Raw genomic sequence first — 25,884 nt, 5'->3', positions numbered from 1 at the left:
GCGCGGCGGACACGTGGGGTTGCTCATGAAGCAGCGTTTTCAATGAAGACCGAGAGGTGAGGGTGCTCACGCCTGATCAACTGCGCTTCGTGGCCATCGGTATGCATCATCTGGAAATCGGAAAAATCGAATCCGGGGCCAACCATGCAGGCCACGAGGGTGAATCCGTCGGGATGACCGGCCAGGGGCCGGGCGGCTTGCCAGAGGCCCGCCGCAATGACGTGCTGGGGTTGATGCGAGAGTGGCCCGGCCATGTCCTCCGAGGCGCTGACGCGACCGAGCGGGATACAGCTTGCCTGGTGGCGGGTCGCATCCCACGCCCAGAGTTCAAGCGGCCCGCCTTCGAGGTATACCCAGACCTCATCTGAAAGCACCTTGTGCCAACGGGAATGCTGCCCGGCCTCCAGCAGGAAGTAAATGGACGTGAGGGCTTGGCGCGCCGGCCGCCCATCCGCAGGCTGTACCTGCAGGTCCGAGCGGAAGACTTCGCGGTACCAGCCGCCCTCGGGATGGGGCTGCAGTTGCAGGCAGGCAACCAGTTGCCGGGCGCGCTGTTCACCGGTAAGGCGAGGCTGGGTCTGGGTCATGGGGCGCAGTTTGCCTCAAGTCCGATGATCCTTCACCCCCATCTCGCAGAGAGAGAGGCTTCTCGGGATGAGGCCAGAGGCTACTCCAGGTCCTCCATGGCCAGCGAGTGGTATCTCTGGGCATAGGAAAACGGCACCTTGCGCACCACCGCCATCACGCGCTCGGTGTCCTCCCCGGAGTGCACGGGAATCATCAGTCCATAGTGGCCTTCCCGTGCCAGATCGCCGAATTTATGGACGGTCGCCCCTTCGGTACCCACAGACGGCAGATGTACATCTGAATGTCCATCGGCCGGGCTGATTTCCTTGAGGATGGTTTCCGGGCTCAGAAGCATGACGCCGTCGTTGCCTGCCTCAAGTTCACTGGCAACCTTGCGGGCGTCTGCGGCATCCGGAAACATGATGACCGCGTAGCCCGTCGGGTAAAAAACACCGCCCATATTCAGTATTTTTTTGGTCAATTCAAAGTTTTTCATGGCCTGTCCTTTTTGCATCAACCTGATCATTAAGGCGCGAAAATCCTCTGCGCCCGGTCAGCCATGACATCCTCTTCCTGTCAGACTCAGGCGTCAAGACCATCGCCCACCAGTTGGTGGACCGCAGAACGGCTCAAGAGAATGGCTCAAGGCAAGTCTTCGAATTTGATGGCCGGCTCGGCCATCACGCGCACGGTGCTTTGCAGGCTGTCCACGATCTGGTTGGCAAAATAGCTGCTCTGTGTGTCGGGCTCCAGCGCGGCAAGCACGAGGTTGCCCAGAGGCTGGTTGAGCGGCACGTAGTAGCTTCCGCGCGGCACATCGACCACACCGCGCAGCAGGCTCACTTGCGTCTTGATGACCGGTGCGCCGCCTGCGATCGTGCCGCGCACGTCCTGCCGCTCGCCTGTCGTGCGCGAGCTTTCCCGGTAGCTGTCGCCCAGCAGGGAGCCGGGCTCTGCCACGCGCAACACCTGTACGCCGTGCAGGCGCAGCCGGTCCACGGCTTTGCCCGAGTCTGCGGACAGCCAGTACCCGCAGGGACGAGCGCGCACCTTGACCTTGCGCAGCGCGAGCGCCGAGTCCCAGTCCACTGTGACAGCCTTGTCGGCACCGCTCACGGGATCCAGCATGAGCAGCTCGTACTGGGCGGGCGTAGCTGCCGCTTCCACAATGGCTTCGTCCTTGCATGCCTGGGCGCTGACTTCCTTGTCGAGGTAGGGGCGGAGCTGGTTCAGGTCGCTGGCGCGCTGAGCAGTGCTGGCGAGCACGCTGCTGATGGCCGTCACGTGGGTATGCACGCGCCGCTGTATGTGCAGCCGCCCGATGCCCACACCGCGTGTTTCGATCAGCAGGCTCACGGCATTCTTCAGGCCGTTCACATTGCGGCCCGTATCAGGCTGTGTGCCGCCCATGGAGATCTTTTTATCGGCCAGGTCGGTGGATGTGGTGTAGTACCACTCGGTGCTCAGGCCCTGGGTTTTAAGGGCTGCCAGCAGGGGGCGGCGGTACCACTCCTCGGCGGCTTTGGTCAAAAACTCGGGGATATTGGCAGTGGTGGCGTATTGCAGCAGCGCGTCGAACTTCTGCACCGTGCCAAACTTTTGCTGGAAGCGGCCGACCACGGTGTATTCGTGTGCATCCACGACCACCATGGGGCGGTAGTCACGCGTAAGCTGGGCCAGTGCCTGGGCTTCAGGCGTGTTGAGCAGCAAATGGTCGCGATTCATGTCCAGCCCACCGGTGGTCACCCGCTGGTCACTGGCCGAGCCATCGGGATTGGCACGCGGAACAATGACAACATTGATGTGTTCCAGCACAGGCCGCAAACGGCCCTGTGCAAGCTCCGTGGCAATGATCAGCAGCGCCTCGCTGCCGGCGGGTTCGTCGCCATGCTGCTGCCCCACCAGCAATACCGTGGGCCGGCCTGCCGTCTGGAGGGCGGACGGGTCTGTACCGCCGGCATGGGTCAGGACCAGCGCCTCAAGGGGTTCGCCACGCTGGGACCGCCCGATGGGCAAAACGGCCGCCGTGACGCCCGGCGCACGCGACGCGGCCATCGCCTGATCGCGCAGCCAGGTCTGGATTTCAGTCTGGGTGGTGAAGCTGGTGCGGCCGGCTTGCAGGCCGGGTGTGTTGTAAATCACCGAGGGTGCCGGAAAGCGGGCAGCGACAGCGGCGCTGTACGGTGCTGGCGGATCGGCGGGCGCTGTGGAGGGCGTTGCAGCAGCGGCGGCAGACGGCGATAGGGATGAGGGTGGGGCGACCGGCGATATCTGCACGGCCGCAGAGGGCGCAGCCGGTCGTGCCACGGTGGCAGCAATGGGCCGGGGACTTGCCGGTGCGCTTGCGACCGGAGCTGGCGAGGAAGGTGTCCAGGGTGGCAGGTGTACCGACGCGCACGCCGCCAGCAAGGCCAGCGGCACCGCCGCCAACCCGATTCGTCCGGCCCAGGGCCGCTGGTCTGGCGACCGGGTGCCGGATGCATGGGGGGGTACCGCGGGTTTGCTCATGCTGTCAATTCCTTCGTGTTGTGCGCCAGCCGTTTCAGGACATGTTACCCGGCTTGGGGACGCGGTCTGCCTCGCTGGCGTGCCCCCGTCTTGCCCAGAGACAACGGGGGTAACTGTAGGCTTTTTACTCTGCTGGGATAATTGGACCCATGTCAACGCCTGTTCCCGGCTTAGCCGATTCTTTGCCTTCAATTACCGATAGCCGCGCGCATTCGCCGTGGCGTTTGAGCGTTGCCCCGATGATGGACTGGACGGACCGGCATTGCCGCTACTTTCACCGCCTGCTGACGGGCCACGCCTTGCTGTACACCGAGATGGTGACAACGGGCGCCCTGGTTCATGGCGACGTGCCGCGGCATCTGCGGTTTGGCGTGGAGGAGCACCCGGTGGCCTTGCAGCTGGGCGGCAGCGAGCCGGCCGAACTGGCCCAGTGCGCCACGCTGGGCGAGCAGTGGGGCTATGACGAGATCAACCTGAACTGCGGCTGCCCCAGCGAGCGGGTACAGCGCGGCTCCTTCGGCGCCTGCCTGATGGCCGAGCCGCAACTGGTGGCCGATTGCGTCAAGGCCATGGTCGACGTGGTGTCCGTTCCCGTGACGGTGAAGCACCGTATTGGCATCGACAAGGGCGAAAGCTACGGTTTCGTGCGTGATTTTGTGGGCGCGGTCAGCGAGGCGGGCTGCAGCACCTTCATCATCCATGCGCGCAATGCCTGGCTCAAGGGCCTTTCCCCGAAGGAAAACCGCGAAGTGCCGCCGCTGCGCTATGAACTGGTGCACCGGCTCAAGGCCGAGTTTCCGCAACTCACCATCGCCATCAACGGCGGCATCACCACCAGCACCCAGGTGGCCGAGCAGCTGCAGCAACTCGACGGGGTGATGATTGGCCGCGAGGCGTATCACAACCCCTGGTGGCTCAGCGTCTGGGATGCGGCGTTCTACGGTGCGACTGATGTCGGGCGGACGCGAGAATCCGTTGAAGCGCAGATGGTGGACTACATGGCACGCGAAGCCGCCGAGCACGGCACGCCCTGGAGCGGCATCGCACGCCATATGCTGGGCCTTCGCCATGGCCTGCCCGGTGCACGCCGCTGGCGGCAGGTATGGAGCGACCACAAGCTCAAGGCTCTGCATCCGCGCGATGTGATGGCGCTGGCGCATGGAGCTGTGCAGGAGGCTGCATAAGCCGGTTACCCCTTGTTTGAGACTAAATTGACCATTAGCCCTTGGTTAATGTAGGGCAATCAGCTATTAAAAATGTAGCAGTTGGCGCTGCCTGGAGCTGGTTGCAGCTTTTGGAAGCGCCGGGGAGGGCGGCCAGGATGGCCTGGTGCGCCGGGAGCAAATTGCTGATGCGGCGTGCGCAGCCTCCCTTGCTTCTGTACTCCCCTTGATTCCCTCAGGTCTGTGAGAGCCCGACGGCGCTGCGCCGGTCGATCTTGCGGCTGAGCACGATGGACGTCTGTGTGTGGTTGACGCCCTCAATCAGGCCGATGCGGTCCAGCAGCGTGTTGAGCTGCTCATGGGTTTCACAGCGCAGGAAAACCAGGTAGTCGAACTGTCCGCTGACGGCCGACACCTCTTCAATCTCGGGCATCTGCGCCAGTGCTTTGAGGACGGAGGCTGCTGTCTTGGGCAGGATGCTCAGACTGCAGTAGGCGCGCACAGCGGCACTGTCCAGTCTTTGGCCCAGTCGCACGCCGTACCCCGCCACCACGCCGTCGCGTTCAAGCCGTGCCAGGCGCGCCACCACCGTGGTCCGCGCCAGCTTCAGTTTGCGCGCCAGGGTGGCGGCAGGCTCGCGCGCATTCGCCTGCAGGAGGCTCAGCAAGCGCCGGTCAGTGTCATCCAGATGCATGCTCATACAAATTGACTGTTAATAAAGTCGTTATGACCAATATAAAACACGTTTTCGACGGAATTGTCAATACACATTGACAGTGATGAGTCGTACGATGAAGGTGAATGAGGCCTGGATGGAGCTTCGAGATGGAGCAGTGATGAAGTGGGCTGAAGCAGGTGTTTAGTCCTCCATAGCCGCAACAGTACGAGAACAGCACGAAAAACAGCATGAAAGGAAAGGGTATGGCCACCACTGTCAAGCCCATCACCATACTGGGTGCCGGGCAAATCGGTTTTGCCATGGCCGTGTTGCTCAAGCAGGCCGGCGATTATGAGATTCTGGTGGCCGACCAGGACAGCAACCGGCTGAAACCGCTGGCCGCCCTGGGTGTTGATGTGATGGTGGTAAATGACGAGGCCTCGCTGGCCCGCGCCCTGTCTGGGCGCTACGCCACGCTGAACGCGCTGCCCTTTCATTGCGCCCTTACCGTTGCCGGCATGTGCGCCAAGGCGCGTGTCCATTACTTCGACCTGACCGAGGACGTAGGAAGTGCCCAGGCCATTCGCGCACTGGCGGTGGATGCCGCCAGCGTGCTGATGCCCCAGTGCGGGCTGGCACCCGGCTTCATTGGCGTCGTGGGGCATGATCTTGCGCGCCGGTTTGACCGTCTGCTGGACCTGCATCTGCGCGTCGGCGCGCTGCCGCGCTATTGCCTCAACGGGTTGCGCTACAACCTGACGTGGAGCACCGAGGGACTCATTAATGAATACTGCAATCCGTGCAACGCCATCGTGGATGGCGAGCCCACGCAGGTCACGGCACTCGAAGGTTACGAGACCTTTGTACTGGACGGCGTGGAATATGAGGCCTTCAATACATCGGGCGGGCTGGGTACCCTCGCGGAGACCCTGCGCGGAAAGGCGCGCAACGTCGACTACAAATCGGCCCGCTACCCCGGGCACTGCGCCGTCATGAAGTTATTGCTGAACGACTTGCGGCTGCGTGAACGCCGGGACTTGCTCAAGGATATTCTGGAGGCAGCGATCCCGGTGACGGGGCAGGACGTCATTGTGGTGTTTGCCTCCGCTTCTGGCTACCGCAATCAGCGTCTGGTTGAGGAGTCGTATTTCGCGCGCATGGTGGGTACCGAGATTGACGGGAACTCCCTGAGCGCCATACAGTTGACGACAGCCGCCGGAATTTGCACCGCGCTCGACCTGGTGGCGAAGGGCACCTTGCCTCAAGCCGGCTTTATCGGGCAGGAGCAGATAGCGCTCGACGAGTTTTTGCAGAACCGGTTTGGCCGCGCCTGCATCGAAAATTTTGCGGAGGCAAAATCCGTATGACGACCTGCTTCAAGCTCCGCATCGAGGCTCCCGTGAGGACATGCTACGGTAAATGCAGCATGCTGGCAGTCGTGTCAGGGTGGCGCTGCCTTGCTGTTGCGCTGCTGCTGGCGAAGCATCTTCGAGCGGCTCTGCGAAACAACGTGAAACTCTTTCCGAGGTGTTTTGCCGGAGGACGGCGCCATTTGGCATTACGCTGGAGGTTCGGTGTGCGCGTCAACCGTTGCGTATTTGAAAAAAAGAAGGAGTGGCGTGCAATGCTCCTTTACCGGAACTTTTATCTGACCTTAAAATCTACCTAGCACCAAGACTTGAGGTATACATTCGAGTCATAAGCGGTAATTGAAGAGATTCTTTGCCACGGGTCGAGAACCTTCATTTGCCGCATACATAGGAGGCCCTATGGATGTCGTTCGCAATTTCCTGGCGCGGTATGAGCAAACGCGGGAGGAGGAGTTGTCCATCGAGGAATACCTCGAGGCGTGCAAGCACAACCCTCTTGTCTATGCAACGGCGGCTGAGCGAATTCTCGCAGCCGTTGGTGAACCTGAGCTGCTGGACACCCGGCATGATCAGCGGCTGTCACGCCTTTTCGGTAACAAGGTCATCAAGATCTACCCGGCATTCCGGGACTTCTACGGGCTGGAAGATCCGATCGAGCAGGTGGTGTCCTACTTCCGCCATGCCGCACAGGGCCTGGAGGAGAAAAAGCAGATCCTGTATTTGCTGGGGCCTGTGGGCGGCGGCAAATCGTCGATCGCCGAGCGGCTCAAACAACTGATGGAGCAAGTGCCTTTCTATGCATTGAAAGGCTCGCCCGTCAATGAGTCACCGCTCAGCCTGTTCAACAATGCCGAAGACGCCCCGGTGCTCGAATCCCAGTACGGCATTGCGCCGCGCTATCTGCAGCGGGTGATGTCGCCATGGGCGGTCAAACGGCTTGACGAGTACGGGGGGGACATCCGCCAGTTCCGTGTGGTCAAACGTTTCCCCTCCATCCTGAAGCAATGTGCCATTTCCAAGACCGAGCCTGGCGACGAAAACAACCAGGACATTTCTTCGCTGGTGGGCAAGATCGATATCCGCAAGCTGGAAACCTACGCCCAGGACGACCCGGATGCCTACAGCTATTCCGGTGGGCTGTGCCTGGCCAACCAGGGTCTGCTTGAATTTGTCGAGATGTTCAAGGCCCCCATCAAGGTGCTGCATCCGCTGCTCACTGCGACCCAGGAGGGCAACTTCAAGGGTACCGAGGGCTTTGGCGCCATCCCGTTCGATGGCATTGTGATGGCTCACTCCAACGAAAGCGAGTGGAAGGCTTTCAAAAACAACAAGAACAACGAAGCTTTCCTCGACCGCATCTACATCGTCAAGGTGCCGTACTGCCTGCGCGTGTCGGAAGAAGTCAAGATATACGAAAAGCTGATCCGCAACTCTTCCCTGATCAACGCGATCTGTGCCCCCGGAACGCTGAAGATGATGGCGCAGTTTGCGGTGCTGACGCGTCTGAAAGAGCCGGAAAACTCGAGCTTGTTCAGCAAGCTGCAGGTGTATGACGGTGAGAACCTGAAGGACACCGATCCCAAAGCCAAGAGCTACCAGGAATACCGCGACTACGCGGGTGTGGATGAGGGCATGAGCGGCATCTCGACGCGTTTTGCCTTCAAGATCCTGTCCAAGGTGTTCAATTTCGATTCCACCGAAATCGCGGCCAATCCGGTGCACCTGATGTACGTGCTGGAGCAGCAGATCGAGCGCGAACAGTTTTCGCCCGAGACCGAGCAGCAATACCTGGCCTACATCAAGGAAACCCTGGCGGTGCGTTATGCCGAGTTCATCGGCAAGGAAATTCAAACGGCCTATCTGGAGTCGTATTCGGAATATGGCCAGAACATTTTCGACCGCTACGTCACCTACGCCGACTTCTGGATTCAGGACCAGGAATACCGGGATACCGATACCGGGGAAATCTTCGACCGTTCTGCGCTCAATGCCGAGCTTGAGAAAATTGAAAAACCGGCAGGCATCAGCAACCCGAAGGATTTTCGCAACGAAATCGTCAACTTCGTGCTGCGCGCGCGGGCCAACAATGCGGGCAAGAACCCGATGTGGACAAGCTATGAGAAGCTGCGCAGCGTGATTGAGAAGAAGATGTTCTCGAACACCGAAGACTTGCTGCCCGTGATTTCATTCAATGCCAAGGCGAGTGCGGACGAGCAGCAAAAACACGAGGACTTTGTCAACCGGATGGTCGCCAAGGGGTATACCACCCGCCAGGTCCGGTTGTTGTGTGACTGGTACCTGCGCGTTCGCAAAAGCTCCTGAAGTTCGCAGCCTGTCGCACGGGCGCGCCATTTTGCATCAGACCGGAGATCACAGTGCTCCAGCAAGTCATTGATCGGCGGTTGTCGGGGAAGAACAAATCGATCGGCAACCGCGAACGCTTCCTGCGCCGCTTTCGCGCGCAGATCCGGGAAGCCGTTCGCCGTGCCGTGGCTGGCCGCAGTATTCACGACATCGAGCAGGGCGAGGACATCACACTGCCGCGGCGCGACGTGTCCGAGCCGGTGTTTGGACATGGATCCGGCGGCATTCGCGAGACCGTCCACCCCGGTAACCGTGACTATGTGCGCGGCGACCGGATCGAGCGTCCGTCGGGCGGTGGAGCCGGCGGGCCAGGTCCGGGTGCCAGCCAGGACGCCACCGGCGAAGACGACTTCGTGTTCCGCATCACACGCGAAGAGTTCATGCAGTACTTCTTTGACGATCTTGCGCTGCCTCATCTGGTGCGGACCCAGCTCTTGCCCGATGCACCCGAGTGGAAGTTCCGGCGTGCGGGCTTCATCTCCGAGGGAACGCCGACCAACCTGCATGTGGTGCGTTCGATGCGGGTCGCGCTGAGCCGGCGTATTGCCTTGGGCGGGGATACCCGGCGGCGGCTGCTGGAGCTGGAAGCGCAGCTGGCAGAAGCCATGCGCCAGACGCCGGCATTGCCTGGAGAGATTCATGCGCTGACCGTGCAAATTGAGGCGCTACGTCGACGGATTGGGAAGATCCCGTTTTTTGATCCGTTTGACCTGCGTTACCGTAACCGGGTCAGGGTGCCTCTGCCGACTGCCAAGGCGGCGATGTTCTGTCTGATGGATGTTTCGGGCTCGATGGACGAGGCGCGCAAGGATATTGCCAAGCGGTTTTTTATTTTGCTGTACCTGTTCCTGAAACGCCATTACGAGAGGACCGACGTCATCTTCATTCGCCACCACACGCAGGCCACCGAGGTTTCCGAAGAAGAATTCTTCCAGTCGACTGAAACCGGTGGCACGGTGGTGTCCAGTGCCTTGACGCTGATGCACCAGATTATCCAGGCCCGCTACCCGCCGGGCGAATGGAACATCTACGGAGCCCAGGCTTCGGATGGCGACAACTGGCATCAGGACTCGGCCAGGTGCCGCGAGTTGCTGATGGGCAAGCTGCTTCCGGTGTCGCGGTACTTCGCTTATGTGCAGGTGGGCGAGGAAGACCAGAACCTGTGGGAAGAGTACACCCAGGTGCAAGATACCAGCCAGAACTTCGCCATGCGCAAGATCAGCGATGCCGCGGAGATTTACCCGGTGTTCAGGGAACTGTTCAAGAAGGGCGCCAGCACATGAGCAGAACAAAGCCGCGCGTGCGCTCCGGAATGCCGCAGGCGGAACTGCCGGCTATCGAACGCCGGCCTGAGCGCCTGCCCAGCCCGCCGGACTGGTCTTTCGAGCTGATAGAGACCTATCACACCGAGATCGCGCGGGCAGCCCGGAAGTTCGGCCTGGACACTTACCCGGTACAGCTCGAGGTGATCACGGCCGAGCAGATGATCGACGCCTATGCATCCGTCGGCATGCCGGTGAACTACCGGCACTGGTCGTTTGGGAAGCAGTTCATTGCCACCGAGAAAAATTACCGTCGGGGCCAGATGGGGCTGGCCTACGAAATCGTGATCAATTCCGACCCTTGCATCGCCTACCTGATGGAAGAAAACACCATGCCGATGCAGGCGCTGGTGATGGCTCACGCCTGCTATGGCCACAACTCCTTCTTCAAGGGAAACTACCTGTTCCGCATGTGGACGGACGCCAGCTCGATCATTGACTACCTCGTGTATGCCCGTAGCTACATCGCCGAGTGCGAGGAACACCATGGGTGGGAAGCGGTTGAGGAGCTGCTGGACTCCTGCCATGCCCTGATGAGCCACGGTGTGGACCGTTACCGGCGTTCACAGAAGCTCTCGCTGGCGGAGGAGGAGGCGCGGCGCAAGGACCGCGAGGCCTATTTGCAGCAGCAGCTCAATGATCTGTGGCGCACCGTGCCCAAGTCAGCGGACAAGCAGGTTGAAAAAACCAGCCGCCGCTTTCCGATAGAGCCGGAAGAAAATATTCTTTATTTCATCGAGAAGAACGCGCCGCTGCTGGAGCCCTGGCAGCGCGAGGTGGTTCGCATCGTGCGCAAGATCGGCCAGTATTTTTACCCGCAGCGGCAGACCCAGATCATGAACGAAGGCTGGGCCACGTTCTGGCACTACACGCTGCTCAATTCCCTGTACGACGAGGGCTTGCTGACCGATGGCTTCATGATCGAGTGCCTGCGGTCGCACACCAACGTCATTTACCAGCCGCCGGTCACACACCCGGCCTACAGCGGGATCAACCCCTATGCGCTGGGCTTTGCCATGTTCAGCGACCTCAAGCGGATTTGCGTTGCGCCGACCGAGGAAGACCGTCAATGGTTCCCCGACATCGCCGGAACCGACTGGCTCAAGACGCTGGATCACGCCATGCGGCACTTCCGGGACGAAAGTTTCATCGGGCAATACCTCTCGCCTCATTTAATGCGCGAGTTCCGGCTTTTCTCCATATTGGACGATGCCGCCGAGACAGAGCTGGAAGTGTCGGCGATCCACGACGAAGCGGGTTACCGGCGGGTGCGTGAAGCGCTGTCGCGCCAGCACGACCTGAATCATCGCGAGCCCAACATCCAGGTCTGGAACGTGGACGTTCGTGGCGACCGCTCCCTCACCTTGCGCCATTCTCGCAACAATGACCGCCCGCTTATTGACGAAGCCCAGGAAGTGTTGAAGCATGTTGCCCGCCTGTGGGGTTTTCGGGTGCTGCTCGAGAGTGTGGACAAGCACGGGAAGGTGCTGCAGCACTGGGAGGCGCTGCCACACGTCTGAACGGCTGGGAATGTGTGGTCGGGAGCGAGAGGCCGCCCGGCAGGACTTTCTCTTTCCTAAGCTGCCGCTTCCAGTCCATTTTTGAAATGTTCGCGCATGCGTTGCGCCGTGCCCTCGGCGTCGCGCGCCGCCAGCGCCTGCATGATGGCCCGGTGCTCCTGCAGCGATTCTTCAATGCGCCCGGTTTTGAGCAGGGAATTGTGGCGATTGAGCTTCATCACCTTGCGCAGGTCGGCGACCATCTGATCGCGCCAGCGGTTGTTGGCAATTTCGAGCAGGCGCATGTGAAACGCTTCATTGATCTGAAAAAAGCGTTCGCGGTCGACCACTGCTTTTTCCAGTTCCTGGTGCAGGCCCTGCAATTCCTTGAGCTGGGCCGCAGTGGCGGCTGCGGCCACGACGCCTGCGGCATCGCTTTCCAGCAGGGCCAGCAGGTGGTAGACGTCCGCGAGGTCACGCTCGGAGACCTCGGTGACGTAGGCGCCGCGCCGCACTTTCATGGTGACCAGCCCTTCGGTGGCCAGCACCTTCAGGGCTTCACGCAGGGGGGTGCGGCTGATGCCGTATTCCTCCGCCAGCTTGAGCTCGTCAATCCAGCTGCCCGGGGCCAGTTCGCGGTTGAAAATACGCTGACGCAAAAGTTCAGCGACTTCTTCATAAAGCGCTCGGGGGGTGAGGGACGTTGCGGCCATAGGGGTGACTGGTTGGTGCTGACGTGACGCCTGGTGGCGTCGGATGTTGTATCTTACGTCAAACTGAATTTTGCATCAATAATTATAAATAATGTAAACTTGCCGAATTGTTAAAACGCAAGGTAAACAGGTAAAGTGGTTCGATAGAGTGCTTCGATCCTCTTGCCGCACACCCGTCATGAGCTCCAAAAAACCTTTCCCCCAGCCCGATTTCAATCCCGCCAGCCTCGAAGCATGGGCCAAATCGGCTGCCAAATCAGCGCCTGGCGGTGATGTGAGTGCGCTGAACTGGCACACACCTGATGGCATCAGCGTCAAGCCGCTTTACACCGCTGAGGACATCGAGGGCCTGCCCTACACCAACACCTTGCCGGGCTTTGAGCCCTTCATCCGCGGTCCGCAGGCCACCATGTATGCCGTGCGTCCCTGGACGATCCGCCAGTACGCCGGGTTTTCCACTGCGGAAGAATCCAATGCGTTCTACCGCAAGGCGCTGGCTGCCGGCGGGCAGGGGGTCTCGGTCGCCTTTGACCTGGCCACGCACCGCGGCTATGACAGCGACCATCCGCGGGTAACCGGCGATGTCGGCAAGGCCGGCGTGGCGATCGACAGTGTGGAGGACATGAAGATCCTGTTCGACCATATCCCGCTGGACAAGGTCAGTGTCTCGATGACGATGAACGGCGCGGTGCTGCCGGTGCTGGCCGGCTATGTGGTGGCCGCCGAAGAGCAGGGCGTCTCGCAGGATCAATTGAGCGGAACCATCCAGAACGACATCCTCAAGGAGTTCATGGTCCGCAATACCTATATTTACCCGCCCCAGCCCAGCATCCGCATCATCGGCGACATCATCGAGTACACGGCACAGAACATGCCGAAGTTCAATTCGATTTCAATCTCGGGCTACCACATGCAGGAAGCCGGCGCCAACCAGGCGCTGGAGCTGGCCTTCACGCTGGCCGACGGAAAAGAGTACGTGAAAACCGCGCTGGGCAAGGGCCTGGACGTGGATGATTTCGCCGGGCGCCTGAGCTTCTTCTGGGCCATCGGCATGAATTTCTACCTCGAGGTCGCCAAGATGCGGGCCGCGCGCCTGCTGTGGTGCCGCATCATGAAGGGCTTCAACGCCAGGAGCCCCAAATCGCTCATGCTGCGCACGCACTGCCAGACCTCCGGCTGGAGCCTGACCGAGCAGGACCCCTACAACAACGTGGTGCGCACCACCATCGAGGCCATGGCCGCCGTGTTTGGCGGCACGCAGAGCCTGCACACCAATTCGTTTGACGAGGCGATTGCGCTGCCGACCGAGTTCAGCGCCCGTATCGCCCGCAATACCCAGCTCATCATCCAGGAAGAAACCCACATTCCGCACGTGATCGACCCCTGGGCCGGCAGCTACATGATGGAAAAACTCACCCAGGACATGGCTGATGCGGCCTGGGCCATCATTGAGGAAGTCGAAGCCATGGGCGGCATGACCAAGGCGGTGGACAGCGGCTGGGCCAAGCTCAAGATTGAGGCGGCCGCGGCTGAGAAGCAGGCACGCATCGACAGCGGCAAGGACGTGATTGTCGGCGTCAACAAATACAAACTCAAAACCGAAGACGCGATTGAGTCGCGCGACATCGACAACGTGGCTGTGCGCGACGGGCAGATTGAGCGCCTGAAGGCCATCAAGGCCAGCCGCGACGGGGCCGCCGTGCAGGCCGCGCTGGACGCATTGACCGCTGCGGCTGAAAATAACCACGGCAACCTGCTGGACCTGAGCATCAAGGCCGTACGTCTGCGCGCCACCGTGGGCGAGGTCAGTGATGCACTGGAGAAGGTTTACGGGCGCCACCGCGCCGATACGCAAAAGGTGACCGGTGTGTATGCAGCTGCCTATGACTCAGCCGAAGGCTGGGAAACCCTCAAATCTGAAATCAACGCCTTTGCCGAGGCGCAAGGCCGCCGGCCCCGCGTGATGATTTCAAAACTGGGCCAGGACGGCCACGACCGCGGCGCCAAGGTGGTGGCTACTGCCTTTGCCGACCTGGGTTTTGACGTCGATATGGGGCCGCTGTTCCAGACGCCCGAGGAATGTGCCCGCCAGGCGATTGAAAACGATGTGCACGCGGTGGGCGTCTCGACGCTGGCTGCAGGGCACAAGACGCTGGTGCCGGCCATCATCGCCGAACTCAAGAAGCAGGGCGCCGACGACATCATCGTGTTTGTCGGCGGCGTGATTCCGCGGCAGGACTACGAAATGCTTTACGAGGCAGGCGTCAAGGGCATTTACGGCCCGGGTACACCGATTCCGGCCAGTGCCAAGGATGTGCTGGAGCAGATCAAGGCTGCGGTGAAGGCTTGATCCAGGTCATGCTCTCTCTTGCCCCCGTTGCTGCCTGCGATTTCGAGGAGATGCTGGCAATTCGCATGGAGACCCTGCGCGAAAGTCTTGAGCGCTTGGGGCGCTTTGATCCGGCCCGTGCGCGCGAGCGCCTGGAGGCTGGATTTGCGCCAGAATACATGCGACACATTGTGCAGGACGGCCAGCGTGTGGGCTACATCACGCTGCGTCCGGCATCCGGGCAGGTGCCGCCCACTTTGCAGCTGGATCACTTGTACATCCGGCCCATTTTCCAAAGCGGTGGCATAGGCGCATGGGCGCTGGATTGGGCCAAGGCGCAGGCTGGACTGCAAGACTGTGACATTACATTGTCTGCACTGAAACAAAGCGCAGCCAATCGCTTTTATCTGCGTCACGGATTCATTCAGGTTGGCGAAAGCGAGTTTGATCTGGATTACCGCTGGTCCCAATCACGCGGAGTGCCGGCGTGAGCAYGCTTGAATCGATCATTCACGGCGCGGCGCTGGCCCAGCGCCGCGCCATCGCCAAAGCTATTACCTTGCTGGAGTCGACGCGCGCCGACCATCGCGCCCAGGCCGATGAATTGCTCACCAGCCTGCTGCCTTACACCGGCAAATCATTCCGCCTTGGCATCAGCGGCGTGCCTGGCGTGGGAAAGTCCACCTTTATTGAGGTGCTGGGCCTGTATTTGATAGCGCAGGGCCACCGCGTCGCCGTACTCACCATCGATCCGTCTTCTACCGTCTCCGGCGGCTCCATCCTCGGAGACAAGACCCGCATGGAAAAACTGTCGGTCCACGAGCGCGCCTACATCCGCCCCAGTCCGTCCAGCGGCACGCTGGGCGGCGTGGCGGAGAAGACGCGCGAGGCCATGCTGGTTTGCGAAGCGGCCGGCTATGACGTGGTGATTGTCGAAACCGTGGGTGTCGGCCAAAGCGAAACCGCCGTCGCCAACATGACCGACATGTTCGTGCTGATGCAGCTGCCCAATGCCGGCGATGACCTGCAGGCCATCAAGAAGGGCGTGATGGAGCTGGCCGACCTGGTGATCATCAACAAGGCCGACCTTGATGCCGATGCCGCCATGCGTGCCGAGGCGCAAATCACCTCGGCCATGCGCCTGTTTGGCCTGGTCAACAACGCCATGGGAAGCGCACAGGCCGGTGAGTTCGACAAACACTGGCATGCCCGGGTCGTCCAGCTCAGTGCGCTGCACAACAAGGGCGTCGACGCCTTCTGGGCAGCGGTGACGCAGTTCAAGAACCTGCAAACCAGCGATGGCAGGCTCGCGGAGCGCCGCCGTCACCAGTCGCTGTCGTGGATGTGGGAGCGCATCGATGCTGGGCTCAAGCAGGCTTTCAGGCACGACCCGGCCGTCAGCGCGATGCTGCCCGCACTGGTGGCCCAGGTGGAGAACGGCAGCATCCCCGCCTCAACCGCAGCACGGAATCTGCTTGCAGCCCAATTGGGATGTGCGTCGGCAGCCATCAAATAAAGAGCATCTCAAAAGGTACAGAAAGTAAACCATGCAAGACATCCTCGAACAACTCGAAAAAAAACGTGCTGCAGCCCGCCTCGGCGGTGGTCAGAAGCGCATTGACGCCCAGCATGGCAAGGGCAAGCTCACCGCGCGTGAGCGCCTGGAGCTGCTGCTCGATGAAGGCACCTTTGAAGAATGGGACATGTTTGTCGAGCACCGCTGCACTGACTTCGGCATGGCCGACAACAAGATTCCCGGCGACGGCGTGGTCACCGGCTACGGGATGATCAACGGCCGGCTGGTGTTTGTCTTCAGCCAGGACTTCACGGTATTCGGCGGTGCACTCAGCGAAGCCCATGCCGAGAAAATCTGCAAGGTGATGGACCAGGCCATGAAGGTCGGCGCGCCGGTGATTGGCCTGAACGACTCGGGCGGCGCGCGCATCCAGGAAGGCGTAGCCTCGTTGGGCGGCTATGCCGACGTGTTCCAGCGCAACGTGATGGCCAGCGGCGTGATCCCGCAGATCAGTATGATCATGGGGCCCAGCGCGGGCGGCGCGGTGTACTCACCGGCCATGACCGACTTCATCTTCATGGTCAAGGACAGTTCCTACATGTTCGTCACCGGCCCCGAAGTGGTGAAGACCGTCACGCACGAAGAGGTGAGCGCCGAGGAACTGGGGGGTGCCATCACGCACACCACCCGCAGTGGCGTGGCCGACCTGGCCTTCGAGAACGACGTCGAAGCACTGTTGATGCTGCGCCGCCTCTACAACTATCTGCCGCTGAACAACCGCGAGAAAGCCCCGGTGCGCCCCAGCGCCGACCCGGCCGGGCGGATGGACCTGAGCCTGGACACGCTGGTGCCCGAGAACCCCAACAAGCCCTACGACATGAAGGAGCTGATCGTCAAGACTGTGGACGATGGCGACTTCTTCGAGATCCAGCCCGAGTACGCCAAAAATATCGTCATCGGCTTTGCGCGCATGGAGGGCCAGTCGGTCGGCATCGTGGCCAACCAGCCGCTTGTGCTGGCAGGCTGCCTGGATATCAAGAGCTCGATCAAGGCCGCGCGCTTTGTGCGGTTTTGCGATGCATTCAACATCCCGGTCATTACGTTTGTCGACGTGCCAGGTTTCATGCCCGGCACCAGCCAGGAATACGGCGGCATCATCAAGCACGGCGCCAAGCTGCTTTACGCCTATGCTGAGTGCACCGTGCCCAAGATCACGGTCATCACCCGCAAGGCCTACGGCGGTGCCTACGACGTGATGAGTTCCAAGCATTTGCGCGGCGACGTGAACTTTGCCTGGCCCAACGCCGAGATCGCCGTGATGGGCGCCAAGGGCGCGGTGGAAATCATTTTTCGCGAAGACAAGGGCGACCCGGCCAAGCTGGCGGCCAAAGAGGCGGAATACAAAGCCCGCTTTGCCAATCCGTTTGTCGCCGGTGCACGCGGCTTTATCGACGACGTGATCCTGCCGCACGAAACGCGCAAACGCATTTGCCGTTCGCTGGTCATGTTGCGTGACAAGAAGATCGAGAACCCGTGGCGCAAGCACGGGAATATTCCGCTGTGATGCAAATCGCCAAACCCATGAGCGTTCCTTTGACATGGCCAGCCTGAGCATCTGGCTTGACGCCAAACTGGCCGCAGGGTCCGTCAAGCAACATCGTCAAATTCAATCACCTGCGCTCAACACGCGGTGGCTGCAGACACCCGCCGGCACGATGCGCGTATTTGACTCTGGGGGTGACAAGCCTTGCGTTGTCATGGCCCCCGACGGCCCGAACGTGCTTGAGCATTACCAGGGCTTGTTCGCCTTGTTGGCGCCGCAGGTGCGCGTGGTGTGTTTTGACATGCCGGGCTTTGGATTTTCAGCGCCGAGTGCAGCGTATGACCACTCGCTGGAACAAGGCGCAGCGGCCATCCTCTCGGTTCTGGATCAGCTGAATATCGCCAAAGCGACGCTGGCTTTGAGCTGCGCCAATGGGTTCTACGCAATGCGGGTGGCACAGCGCGCGCCGCATCGCGTCGCCAGTCTTTTGCTGTCACAAACGCCATCGGTCGAGGCCATGCACCGCTGGACTGAGCGGGTCGTGCCACGGCCTTTGACGGTGCCCGTGCTGGGGCAGCTGGTGAGTCGGGTATTTCGGCAAAAAATGGCGGTGTCCTGGTACCGCATTGCATTGCCCAAGACGACCGACGGCGCGCCATTTCAACAAACAGCACGCCACGCCTTGCGCTGCGGCGGCTGCTTCAGTCTGGCTGGTGTGGTGCAAGGTTTGATAGGCGAGTCCGTCGATGCCACCCAAGGTATCGGCACACCCTGCACCGTGCTGTGGGGCAGTCAAGACCGCTCGCATCGGCTGACCGACCCGCTGGCTATCCTGCGCGATGTCCCGCATGCCGAGGTCGTCCGGTTTGACGATTGCGGTCATTTCCCTGATCTGGAAAACCCGCAACTGTTCGTTCAGACGCTCTTGTCACAGATGGCCCGCTACAAGCACGCTTGAGATTGCCCAGCTCAACGACTCACCATGCCCAAAGCCGAAACCGCCGCCCGCGCCAAAGTCTTGACGGACATTCCGAACATCGGCGCGTCGATTGCACAAGACCTGCAATCGGTTGGCATCAACACGCCGGCGGATGTGGCACACATGGACCCGCTGGCGGTGTTTGAAGCCCTGCGCACCCCCATGGGCCATCGCCATGACCCCTGTGTACTCGATACTTTTATGGCAGCCAAGAAATTCATGAATGGTGGTCCACGCCAACCTTGGTGGGACTTCACGGCAGAGCGCAAGGCGCTGCTGGCAAAACACGATAGGAGATAAACATGTTTACGAAAATACTGATTGCTAACAGGGGAGAGATCGCCTGCCGCGTCATCCAGACCGCCCGCAAGATGGGCATCAAGACGGTTGCCGTCTATTCCGACGCTGACAAGGACGCGCGCCATGTGGAGCTCGCCGACGAAGCTGTCAACATCGGCCCGGCGCCCAGCCGCGAGAGCTATTTGCAGGCCGACAAAATCATTGCTGCCTGCAAGCAGACGGGTGCGCAGGCCATACATCCCGGCTACGGCTTTCTGAGCGAAAACGCCGAGTTTTCGAAGCGGGTGGAGGAAGAGGGCATCATCTTCATTGGGCCCAAGCACTATTCGATTGCCGCGATGGGCGACAAGATCGAATCGAAAAAACTGGCGGGTGCAGCAGGCGTGAACTGTATCCCCGGTGTGAACGATGCCATTGAAACCGCCGAAAAAGCGGTGGAGATTGCCAGGGGGATTGGTTACCCGGTGATGATCAAGGCCAGCGCAGGCGGTGGCGGCAAGGGCCTGCGGGTGGCCTTTAATGACAAGGAGGCGCTGGAGGGCTTTACCTCTTGCCGAAACGAGGCGCGCAGCAGCTTTGGCGACGACCGCGTTTTTATTGAAAAGTTTGTTGAAGAGCCGCGGCACATTGAAATCCAGTTGCTGGGCGACAGCCACGGCAATGTGGTGTACCTCAACGAGCGAGAATGCTCGATCCAGCGCCGCCACCAGAAGGTCATTGAAGAGGCGCCGTCGCCCTTCATCAGCGACGCCACGCGCCGGGCCATGGGCGAGCAGGCGGTGGCGCTGGCCAAGGCGGTGAAATACCAGAGCGCCGGCACCGTGGAGTTCGTCGTTGGCAAGGACCAGAGCTTTTACTTTCTGGAAATGAACACTCGCCTGCAGGTGGAGCATCCGGTAACGGAGTGCATCACCGGGCTGGACCTCGTGGAGCTGATGATTCGCGTGGCGGCCGGCGAGAAACTGCCGATCGAACAAAAAGACGTTCAGCGCAATGGCTGGGCCATCGAATGCCGCATCAACGCGGAAGACCCATTCCGCAGTTTCCTTCCGAGCACCGGGCGCCTGGTGCGCTTCCAGCCGCCCAAACAAACCATGTTTTCAGCCGACCCCTCGCAACTCTTTGGCGTGCGGGTCGACACCGGCGTGCAGGATGGCGGCGAAATCCCGATGTTCTATGACTCGATGATTGCCAAGCTCATCGTGCATGGCAAGGACCGCCACGATGCGATTGCCAAAATGCGCGAGGCGCTCAATGCATTTGTGATCCGCGGTATCAGCAGCAACATCCCGTTCCAGGCGGCGCTGCTGGCGCACCCGAAGTTTGTCGCGGGGGATTTCAATACCGGATTTATCGCGGAAAACTATGGCAAGGGTTTTCGTGCCGAGGATGTGCCACATGACGACCCGGACTTCCTGGTGGCGCTGGCAGCCTATGTGAATCGCCGCTTGCTGGGCCGGGCTGCGGGCATCAGCGGCCAGCTGCCGGGCCACGGCTTGACGGTGGGGGAAGAGTTTGTGGTCATCAGCCTGGGGGCGGACGGGCAGAACAGCCCGCGTCCGGCGCTGGTTCGGGATTATCAAGCGGAGTCTGGCTCCAGCGTCGTGGAAACAGGTGACAAGTGCTATGAAATATGTAGCGGTTGGCATCTGGGCGGCGCCCGCATCCGTGGCACGGCGAACGGCCAGCCCTTCGCGGCCCAGGTTGAGCGCGGCGTGGGCAAAAACCCGTTGGCCATCCGCATTGCGCACAACGGCACACGGCTGGATGCCCTGGTGCTGTCGCCTCGTGCCGCACAGCTTCATGCCCTGATGCCCTACAAGGCGCCTCCAGACATGAGCCGCTATGTGCTGTCGCCGATGCCAGGCCTGCTCGTCGAAGTGGCCGTGCAACCGGGGCAGAAGGTGCAGGCCGGGGAACGGGTCGCGGTGATTGAAGCCATGAAAATGGAAAACGTGCTGTTTGCCGTGGCTGACGGCGTGGTCGGCAAGGTGCTTGCAGCGAAGGGTGAGTCGTTGGCAGTGGACCAGCCTATTGTGGAGTTCGCATGAATGTGGCCCCCACGGTCGCTCGCTTTGCGTAGCTTCCTGCCCCCCGAGGGGGCCACTGCGCCTGCGGCCCGGCGAAGCCGGTTCCGCGGCCCTTGCTTGGATAAGACAGCCCGCGCCTGTCACCTCGGGTTGATCGGCGGCGATGATTGTTCGTTGAGGAAAATAATATGACGCGTCCCTTTAAAGTGCTGGGCATCCAGCAGATCGCCATAGGTGCAACCAGCAAGGAGCGTCTGCGTACCTTGTGGGTCGACATGCTGGGCCTGGAAGTCACCGGCAATTTTGTCAGCGAGCGCGAGAATGTCGATGAAGACATTTGCGCCATGGGCAGCGGCCCCTTCAAGGTCGAGGTGGATCTGATGCAGCCGCTGGACGCGGCGAAAAAGCCGGCCGTGCACACCACGCCGCTCAATCATGTCGGGCTCTGGATTGACGACCTGCCCAAGGCGGTGGAATGGCTGACGGCGCAGGGCGTGCGTTTTGCCCCAGGCGGCATACGCAAGGGGGCCGCCGGCTTTGACATCTGCTTCCTGCACCCGAAATCAAATGGCGAGTTTCCAATTTCGGGAGAAGGTGTGCTGATCGAGATGGTGCAGGCGCCGCCGGAAGTGATCAAGGCATTTGCCGCCATGGGCTGAACGGCCCCGCACCGGTGGGCGAATCGGGCAGGCGGCACAATACAGGCTGCTTTTTTATAAAACCGATTCGTCTGGAGCATCGTTTCATGGATTTGAGCCGTTTCCCTCGCCGTCGTTACACTCAGGGGCCAACGCCGCTGGAGTTTCTGCCCCGCTTCACTGAAGCACTCCGCGCCACTTGCCCCTCCGGCAGTGGCCCCAATATCTGGATCAAGCGCGACGACATGCTGGGCCTGACGCCCGGCGGCAACAAGACGCGCAAGCTGGAGTTCCTGGCTGCCGACGCACTGGCCCAGGGAGCCGACACGTTGATTACCTGCGGCGCGCCACAGTCCAACCATTGCCGCGCCACGCTGTGCGCCGCCATCAAGGAAGGGCTCAAATGCCGCTTCGTGATTGAAGAACGGGTGCCCAATAGCTACAAGCCAGAGGCCAGCGGAAACAACTTTCTCTTCCGCCTGCTGGGCGTCGAGGCCATTACCGTCGTGCCTGCGGGTACCAACATGATGGAGGCCATGCAAAAAGTCGCCGCCGACCTGGCCAAAGAAGGCCGCAAGGGCTATATCGTGCCGGGTGGTGGTTCCAACGCGGTTGGCGGCCTGGGCTACGTGGCCTGCGCGCAGGAACTGCAACAACAGTTTTTCGAGCAGGGCGTGCAGATCGACAAGATCGTCGTGGGCTCCGGCAGCTCGGGTACGCACGGCGGCCTGCTGGCCGGCTTCCTGGGTAACCACATCCACATTCCTCTTATCGGCATTGGCGTGAGCCGCGACCCGGCGGACCAGGATCCTCTCGTGCACAAGGAAGCCCAGGCCGTGGCTGACCTGTTGGGCCTGAACATGACCATTCCGCGCGAAGCGGTCGTGAGTTTTGGCGATTGGTGGCGGCCCAAGTATTCGGTGCCCAACCAGGCCATGGTCGAGGCCGTGCAAATGCTGGCGCGCACCGAGGCAATTTTGCTGGACCCGGTGTACACCGGCAAGATCATGGCAGGGCTGATCGGACTGGCCCGCAAGGGCTATTTCCGGCAGGATGAAAACGTGCTGTTCATCCACACCGGCGGGGCACCTTCGCTGCATGCCTATGAGGCCGAGGTTTTGGGCCTGACTGAATTGCGGGCTTGAGTGGCCTGAGTAGCCGGAGCAGGTGAAGGGCTTGGCCCGAGCTTGTGTCGTGGCCTGCCCGAATTTTTCGGCTATGGTTTATTTTGTCGCTGTGCCCGGGCCCGGGCCAGCGCCGCTTCAATCACCGCACGCTTGCGCTCCACGATAGCGGTATCCGACTCTGGCCGTGCAGGCAGGCCCGCAGCCGGAAGCTCTGGTTTTTTCTCCGCACTTTCAGGTTTTTGGGCGACCTCAACCTCGTCTTTCCCCAGTCTTTTGCTGTGAAAAGAGTAGCGTGCGAGGGCGGTGTCGGCCGCTTCCTGCGACCAGGCACCCCAGCCGGTACGCGTGCCCGTGACATTTTCCAGGCTGATGCAGTCGACCGGGCACACCGGGATGCAGAGCTCGCAGCCAGTGCAATAAGGCTCAATCACGGTGTGCATCATTTTGTTGCTGCCCACAATGGCATCGGTCGGGCAGGCCTTGATGCACAGCGTGCAGCCTATGCACCAGGCTTCGTCGATGATGGCAACCCCCCGCGGGGCTTCGGTGCCGTGCACGGGGTTCAGTGGCAGAACGGGCAGCCCGGTGATGCTTGCCAGCCGCTGGATACCCTCGGCGCCGCCGGGCGGGCACTGGTTGATGGCGGCTTCGCCGCTGGCAATAGCCTGCGCATAGGCCGCGCAGTCGGGATAGCCGCAGCGGGTGCACTGCGTTTGCGGCAATGCGGCATGGAGTCGGGCAGTCAAGTCGTTCATGGGGGTGTGCGGCGGCCGGAGATGATAAGCCCTTGTTCAGGCCGGTGTGGGGAATTGTTTGATCGGGTCGGCTTATTGCTGGGCCGGAATGGAAATCACGCGTTGGCCGTCGGGCATTGTTTTTATGTCTGCCGCCTTGGTGTTCTTTTTCGTTTTTCCGACCTGCACCGGGATAGCCAGCGCTTCGGCCATTTCCCCGGACCGAAGGTACACATGAATGTAATGCAGTCCTTCGCTTTGCGGCACCAGGCTCAGCACATAGTCCACTGACGCCGCCGTTTGCACCGCATTGCTCGCCGGCAGGTTGCTGTCCAGGCGCAGGCCGCCGCTGGGAGCCAGTTCGATGGTCAGTGGCTGTCCGGAGGCAGGGCGCTGCACCTTCAGGCGCACCTGGCTTCGACCGCCCACGGTGGGACTGTCGACGGCATAACGGATGCGAACGCCCATGTTGGTCTTGGCCGTACGCGCCAGCCCGGTGGTGGCCTGTACCGGCTTCCCGGCGACTTGCTGTTCGGCCGGTACGAGCTGGCCGGCTACCATGCTGCCCCCGGCAAGGGCAGGTGAGGACAGCATGCAGGCCAGCACACAGACCGGGATGAGGGGGGAAAGAGGGGAMCGAGGAGGGAAGGGGGAAAGAACCTGGCTATTTTTCATGGCGAACTCCTGGGCCCACGGCGTCCTGGTTACTGCACCGTCAGGCTGAAGCAGGCGCTGGTATTGCCGCCGCTGGACGTCGGGCGGAAAAGCCTGAAATCGGTGATGGCCAGCACATAGTCACCAGCCGGCAGATTCCAGTTCGCCGTTTCTGAATTGGACACGGTCCCGTTGGCCTCCAGCAGCCGGCCCGCGCTGTTGTACAGGACGAAGTCGGGATCGCTCACATTGGTGGTGCTGCTGCTTTGCGCGACAACGACGGTGCGGTTGCCCGCCGGCAGCGTCAGGCGGACGTGGCGATATTCCCCCGCCTTGTTGGCGTCAAGGTAGGGATCGACCGCATTGCCCACGCACACATTGGCGAGGACGGTATTGAGCGAACCATAGGTGAGGTAGATCGGATTGATGTTGGCAATCACCGGGCTGCCGAAGTTGGTCTCATTGTCGGCATAGGGTGTCGTGGGTAGAGCGATGCTCTGCGTGGCCAGAATGCTGGCGACGAGAGCATTGTTGGACGTGTCATTTGCAAGCACCCGGGCAAATGAGTGGATGCTGGAGAGAGCGGCTGAAACCTTCAGCCCCGTCTTCAGGGTGCTCCAGACCTGGCTGAAGCCAATCGACGCGTGGTTGCTGAAATCCCAGAACATCTTTTCCACGCTGTGTTCCTTGAACCAGCCCGGGTTTGTGCTTTCGCCGACGGACACATTGAAACTGCCGCCGCTGGCCTGGCTGGGCCCAATCGTGTCTGAGTAAATCGGGTTGTTGAGCGCAATGCCCGACCAGCCGTTGCTCCAGCCTTCCGAGAACGCCACGCGCAGGTCAAGGGGGTCGTCGGGCCCCCCATGCAGGCCACCCACCGAGTCGTCGCGTGCGAAGGCTTCCTGCAGGTAGTGCCCGAGTTCATGCGCCACCACATGCGTGTCGTACTCGTCGGTGTCGTTGTCGGCAAATCCCAGGAAGTAGAGGTTGCGGAGCACGGTGTTGCCGCTTGTCGAACGCTGGTAAGACGATGTCCCTATTTGTCCCAATGCAACATCGCCATTTGACGCAACATTGTTGGGACTCCAGTTCACAGTCAGTTTGGGAAAGCTGACGGCCGGATCTACCGAGATGATTTTCTGGGCGGCCTGGTAAATCGTATCCAGAATCGCGAACGGGCCCGCGGCACGCTCGGCATCGATGTAGGCGTTGCCGTTCCAGCCCGAGGCGGCGTGGAGGTTCTGGGTCAAGGCGGGGCTGACGCCGGTTGCAAAGGGGGCGCCGTCAATGGCCCACTGCGCACCGGCACTGGTATTGTCGATCACCGATATGTCGGCTGCATTGCCGCCAATCGCCTTCATGGTGGCTTTTGCGCGAATAAACACGGTTCGTCCAGCTGCCAGGGTAAAGGTGTAGTCGCCTGCGGCATTGGTGCTGGCCGTGGCCAGGATCGACTGGGCGCCCGCATCGACCGCCTCAACGACGACTGAACGCGCAGGCCGGCGGGCCGTGTGGTCATAGTCGAGCCGCGGAAGCGCGCCTGTGAGTGCGACGGGCACGAAATCGAAGGTGACCTTGCCGCTGACCACCGTCGGGCCGCCTGTGCCGGAACTGGAGGACCCGCCGCCACCGCCACCGCAGGCTGCCAGCAGGAAACACAGCACACAGGCACCCGCCAGTTGTCGCATTTTTGCTTATCCTCGAACGAAGTATCAACAGGCGCCACGACAAGGTTCGCCGTCACGGCGCGGCCCCTTCATGCCAGGGCCTCATGCCATTCATTGGTTACCCGGCCCGGCGGTGCATTGCTTGAACTCAATCCTGAACCCGTGCCCGCACCGGCAGCAGCTATCCAGGTTTAGGGTGAAGC

22 protein-coding genes are annotated in these 25,884 nt (G+C 61.1%); 14 read left to right on the top strand and 8 right to left on the bottom strand.

Features of this window, described 5'->3' with window-relative positions:
* Positions 1 to 23: 23 nt before the first annotated feature.
* The 3 genes from AC1DUR_RS01250 to AC1DUR_RS01240 form a co-directional block, all read right to left on the bottom strand.
* The gene (locus AC1DUR_RS01250; RefSeq protein ID WP_477716973.1) at positions 24 to 587 is read right to left on the bottom strand and encodes a cupin domain-containing protein; all 564 of its coding nucleotides are present in this window, start codon (positions 585 to 587) and stop codon (positions 24 to 26) included.
* An 80-nt stretch (positions 588 to 667) separates the two neighbouring features.
* Positions 668 to 1,063, bottom strand: a complete 396-nt coding sequence (locus AC1DUR_RS01245; RefSeq protein ID WP_477716972.1) for an RNA-binding protein — start codon at positions 1,061 to 1,063, stop codon at positions 668 to 670.
* Positions 1,064 to 1,209: 146 nt separating this feature from the next.
* Positions 1,210 to 3,075: a M14 family metallopeptidase gene (locus AC1DUR_RS01240; protein WP_477716971.1), complete on the bottom strand. Its 1,866-nt coding sequence runs from the start codon at positions 3,073 to 3,075 to the stop codon at positions 1,210 to 1,212.
* A gap of 149 nt (positions 3,076 to 3,224) precedes the next feature.
* On the opposite strand from AC1DUR_RS01240, the gene dusA reads away from it, so the two are divergent.
* Positions 3,225 to 4,259, top strand: a complete 1,035-nt coding sequence (gene dusA / locus AC1DUR_RS01235; RefSeq protein WP_477716970.1) for a tRNA dihydrouridine(20/20a) synthase DusA — start codon at positions 3,225 to 3,227, stop codon at positions 4,257 to 4,259.
* A 214-nt stretch (positions 4,260 to 4,473) separates the two neighbouring features.
* On the opposite strand, the gene AC1DUR_RS01230 is transcribed toward dusA, so the two are convergent.
* Positions 4,474 to 4,938 carry an Lrp/AsnC family transcriptional regulator gene (locus tag AC1DUR_RS01230; RefSeq protein WP_477716969.1) on the bottom strand — a complete coding sequence of 155 codons (465 nt, stop codon included), beginning with the start codon at positions 4,936 to 4,938 and terminating at the stop codon, positions 4,474 to 4,476.
* Positions 4,939 to 5,159: 221 nt separating this feature from the next.
* Between AC1DUR_RS01230 and AC1DUR_RS01225 the strand changes: the two genes are divergently transcribed.
* The 4 genes from AC1DUR_RS01225 to AC1DUR_RS01210 all read left to right on the top strand — a co-directional run bounded on the left by AC1DUR_RS01225 (position 5,160) and on the right by AC1DUR_RS01210 (position 11,472).
* The gene (locus tag AC1DUR_RS01225; RefSeq protein WP_477716968.1) at positions 5,160 to 6,263 is read left to right on the top strand and encodes a saccharopine dehydrogenase family protein; all 1,104 of its coding nucleotides are present in this window, start codon (positions 5,160 to 5,162) and stop codon (positions 6,261 to 6,263) included.
* 402 nt (positions 6,264 to 6,665) lie between these two features.
* The gene (locus AC1DUR_RS01220; RefSeq protein WP_477716967.1) at positions 6,666 to 8,588 is read left to right on the top strand and encodes a PrkA family serine protein kinase; all 1,923 of its coding nucleotides are present in this window, start codon (positions 6,666 to 6,668) and stop codon (positions 8,586 to 8,588) included.
* Between the two features lie 47 nt (positions 8,589 to 8,635).
* Complete coding sequence (locus AC1DUR_RS01215; protein WP_477717224.1) at positions 8,636 to 9,913, top strand: YeaH/YhbH family protein; 1,278 nt, start codon at positions 8,636 to 8,638, stop codon at positions 9,911 to 9,913.
* A 29-nt stretch (positions 9,914 to 9,942) separates the two neighbouring features.
* Entirely contained in the window at positions 9,943 to 11,472 is a 1,530-nt protein-coding gene (locus AC1DUR_RS01210) for a SpoVR family protein (protein ID WP_477717223.1), read from the top strand.
* A gap of 56 nt (positions 11,473 to 11,528) precedes the next feature.
* Here the strand turns inward: AC1DUR_RS01210 and AC1DUR_RS01205 are convergent, their stop codons facing one another.
* Complete coding sequence (locus AC1DUR_RS01205; RefSeq protein WP_477716966.1) at positions 11,529 to 12,164, bottom strand: GntR family transcriptional regulator; 636 nt, start codon at positions 12,162 to 12,164, stop codon at positions 11,529 to 11,531.
* 178 nt (positions 12,165 to 12,342) lie between these two features.
* Between AC1DUR_RS01205 and scpA the strand changes: the two genes are divergently transcribed.
* The 9 genes from scpA to cuyA all read left to right on the top strand — a co-directional run bounded on the left by scpA (position 12,343) and on the right by cuyA (position 22,644).
* Complete coding sequence (scpA, locus tag AC1DUR_RS01200; protein WP_477716965.1) at positions 12,343 to 14,514, top strand: methylmalonyl-CoA mutase; 2,172 nt, start codon at positions 12,343 to 12,345, stop codon at positions 14,512 to 14,514.
* Positions 14,511 to 14,984, top strand: a complete 474-nt coding sequence (locus AC1DUR_RS01195; protein ID WP_477716964.1) for a GNAT family N-acetyltransferase — start codon at positions 14,511 to 14,513, stop codon at positions 14,982 to 14,984. Before scpA ends, AC1DUR_RS01195 begins: the two co-directional genes overlap by 4 nt.
* A complete protein-coding gene (meaB, locus tag AC1DUR_RS01190; protein ID WP_477721088.1) occupies positions 14,981 to 16,009 on the top strand; it encodes a methylmalonyl Co-A mutase-associated GTPase MeaB in 1,029 nt (342 codons plus the stop codon). Before AC1DUR_RS01195 ends, meaB begins: the two co-directional genes overlap by 4 nt.
* 31 nt (positions 16,010 to 16,040) lie before the next feature.
* Positions 16,041 to 17,573, top strand: coding sequence for an acyl-CoA carboxylase subunit beta (locus AC1DUR_RS01185; RefSeq protein ID WP_477716962.1), 1,533 nt, complete (start codon positions 16,041 to 16,043; stop codon positions 17,571 to 17,573).
* A 34-nt stretch (positions 17,574 to 17,607) separates the two neighbouring features.
* Positions 17,608 to 18,510, top strand: coding sequence for an alpha/beta fold hydrolase (locus AC1DUR_RS01180; RefSeq protein ID WP_477716961.1), 903 nt, complete (start codon positions 17,608 to 17,610; stop codon positions 18,508 to 18,510).
* 24 nt (positions 18,511 to 18,534) lie between these two features.
* Positions 18,535 to 18,831, top strand: coding sequence for a helix-hairpin-helix domain-containing protein (locus AC1DUR_RS01175; protein ID WP_477716960.1), 297 nt, complete (start codon positions 18,535 to 18,537; stop codon positions 18,829 to 18,831).
* 2 nt (positions 18,832 to 18,833) lie between these two features.
* Entirely contained in the window at positions 18,834 to 20,882 is a 2,049-nt protein-coding gene (locus AC1DUR_RS01170; protein ID WP_477716959.1) for an acetyl-CoA carboxylase biotin carboxylase subunit, read from the top strand.
* A 167-nt stretch (positions 20,883 to 21,049) separates the two neighbouring features.
* Entirely contained in the window at positions 21,050 to 21,520 is a 471-nt protein-coding gene (locus AC1DUR_RS01165) for a VOC family protein (protein WP_477721087.1), read from the top strand.
* A gap of 86 nt (positions 21,521 to 21,606) precedes the next feature.
* Complete coding sequence (cuyA, locus tag AC1DUR_RS01160; RefSeq protein ID WP_477716957.1) at positions 21,607 to 22,644, top strand: D-cysteate sulfo-lyase; 1,038 nt, start codon at positions 21,607 to 21,609, stop codon at positions 22,642 to 22,644.
* Positions 22,645 to 22,715: 71 nt separating this feature from the next.
* Here cuyA and rsxB read toward each other — a convergent pair whose 3' ends face one another.
* The 3 genes from rsxB to AC1DUR_RS01145 all read right to left on the bottom strand — a co-directional run bounded on the left by rsxB (position 22,716) and on the right by AC1DUR_RS01145 (position 25,702).
* Positions 22,716 to 23,381 carry an electron transport complex subunit RsxB gene (gene rsxB, locus AC1DUR_RS01155; protein WP_477716956.1) on the bottom strand — a complete coding sequence of 222 codons (666 nt, stop codon included), beginning with the start codon at positions 23,379 to 23,381 and terminating at the stop codon, positions 22,716 to 22,718.
* Between the two features lie 72 nt (positions 23,382 to 23,453).
* On the bottom strand, positions 23,454 to 24,035 hold the full coding sequence (locus AC1DUR_RS01150) for a hypothetical protein (protein ID WP_477716955.1): 582 nt from the start codon (positions 24,033 to 24,035) through the stop codon (positions 23,454 to 23,456).
* A 29-nt stretch (positions 24,036 to 24,064) separates the two neighbouring features.
* Positions 24,065 to 25,702 carry a hypothetical protein gene (locus AC1DUR_RS01145; RefSeq protein ID WP_477716954.1) on the bottom strand — a complete coding sequence of 546 codons (1,638 nt, stop codon included), beginning with the start codon at positions 25,700 to 25,702 and terminating at the stop codon, positions 24,065 to 24,067.
* Positions 25,703 to 25,884: the final 182 nt, after the last annotated feature.

Source organism: Polaromonas sp. P4_F4 (assembly GCF_056401355.1).
The sequence above is the reverse complement of the archived record's forward strand: the minus strand, read 5'-3'. Positions and strand labels throughout refer to the sequence as shown.

What these genes read in the sequence shown, in the direction of transcription:
- AC1DUR_RS01230 (WP_477716969.1), bottom strand. Translation starts at nt 4,938, where the DNA reads ATGAGCATGCATCTGGATGACACTGACCGGCGCTTGCTGAGCCTCCTG.
- AC1DUR_RS01145 (WP_477716954.1), bottom strand. Translation starts at nt 25,702, where the DNA reads ATGCGACAACTGGCGGGTGCCTGTGTGCTGTGTTTCCTGCTGGCAGCC.
- AC1DUR_RS01245 (WP_477716972.1), bottom strand. Translation starts at nt 1,063, where the DNA reads ATGAAAAACTTTGAATTGACCAAAAAAATACTGAATATGGGCGGTGTT.
- AC1DUR_RS01170 (WP_477716959.1), top strand. Translation starts at nt 18,834, where the DNA reads ATGTTTACGAAAATACTGATTGCTAACAGGGGAGAGATCGCCTGCCGC.
- cuyA (WP_477716957.1), top strand. Translation starts at nt 21,607, where the DNA reads ATGGATTTGAGCCGTTTCCCTCGCCGTCGTTACACTCAGGGGCCAACG.
- scpA (WP_477716965.1), top strand. Translation starts at nt 12,343, where the DNA reads ATGAGCTCCAAAAAACCTTTCCCCCAGCCCGATTTCAATCCCGCCAGC.
- AC1DUR_RS01205 (WP_477716966.1), bottom strand. Translation starts at nt 12,164, where the DNA reads ATGGCCGCAACGTCCCTCACCCCCCGAGCGCTTTATGAAGAAGTCGCT.
- AC1DUR_RS01240 (WP_477716971.1), bottom strand. Translation starts at nt 3,075, where the DNA reads ATGAGCAAACCCGCGGTACCCCCCCATGCATCCGGCACCCGGTCGCCA.
- rsxB (WP_477716956.1), bottom strand. Translation starts at nt 23,381, where the DNA reads ATGAACGACTTGACTGCCCGACTCCATGCCGCATTGCCGCAAACGCAG.
- AC1DUR_RS01225 (WP_477716968.1), top strand. Translation starts at nt 5,160, where the DNA reads ATGGCCACCACTGTCAAGCCCATCACCATACTGGGTGCCGGGCAAATC.
- AC1DUR_RS01250 (WP_477716973.1), bottom strand. Translation starts at nt 587, where the DNA reads ATGACCCAGACCCAGCCTCGCCTTACCGGTGAACAGCGCGCCCGGCAA.
- AC1DUR_RS01210 (WP_477717223.1), top strand. Translation starts at nt 9,943, where the DNA reads ATGCCGCAGGCGGAACTGCCGGCTATCGAACGCCGGCCTGAGCGCCTG.
- dusA (WP_477716970.1), top strand. Translation starts at nt 3,225, where the DNA reads ATGTCAACGCCTGTTCCCGGCTTAGCCGATTCTTTGCCTTCAATTACC.
- AC1DUR_RS01175 (WP_477716960.1), top strand. Translation starts at nt 18,535, where the DNA reads ATGCCCAAAGCCGAAACCGCCGCCCGCGCCAAAGTCTTGACGGACATT.
- AC1DUR_RS01180 (WP_477716961.1), top strand. Translation starts at nt 17,608, where the DNA reads ATGGCCAGCCTGAGCATCTGGCTTGACGCCAAACTGGCCGCAGGGTCC.
- AC1DUR_RS01165 (WP_477721087.1), top strand. Translation starts at nt 21,050, where the DNA reads ATGACGCGTCCCTTTAAAGTGCTGGGCATCCAGCAGATCGCCATAGGT.
- AC1DUR_RS01185 (WP_477716962.1), top strand. Translation starts at nt 16,041, where the DNA reads ATGCAAGACATCCTCGAACAACTCGAAAAAAAACGTGCTGCAGCCCGC.
- AC1DUR_RS01220 (WP_477716967.1), top strand. Translation starts at nt 6,666, where the DNA reads ATGGATGTCGTTCGCAATTTCCTGGCGCGGTATGAGCAAACGCGGGAG.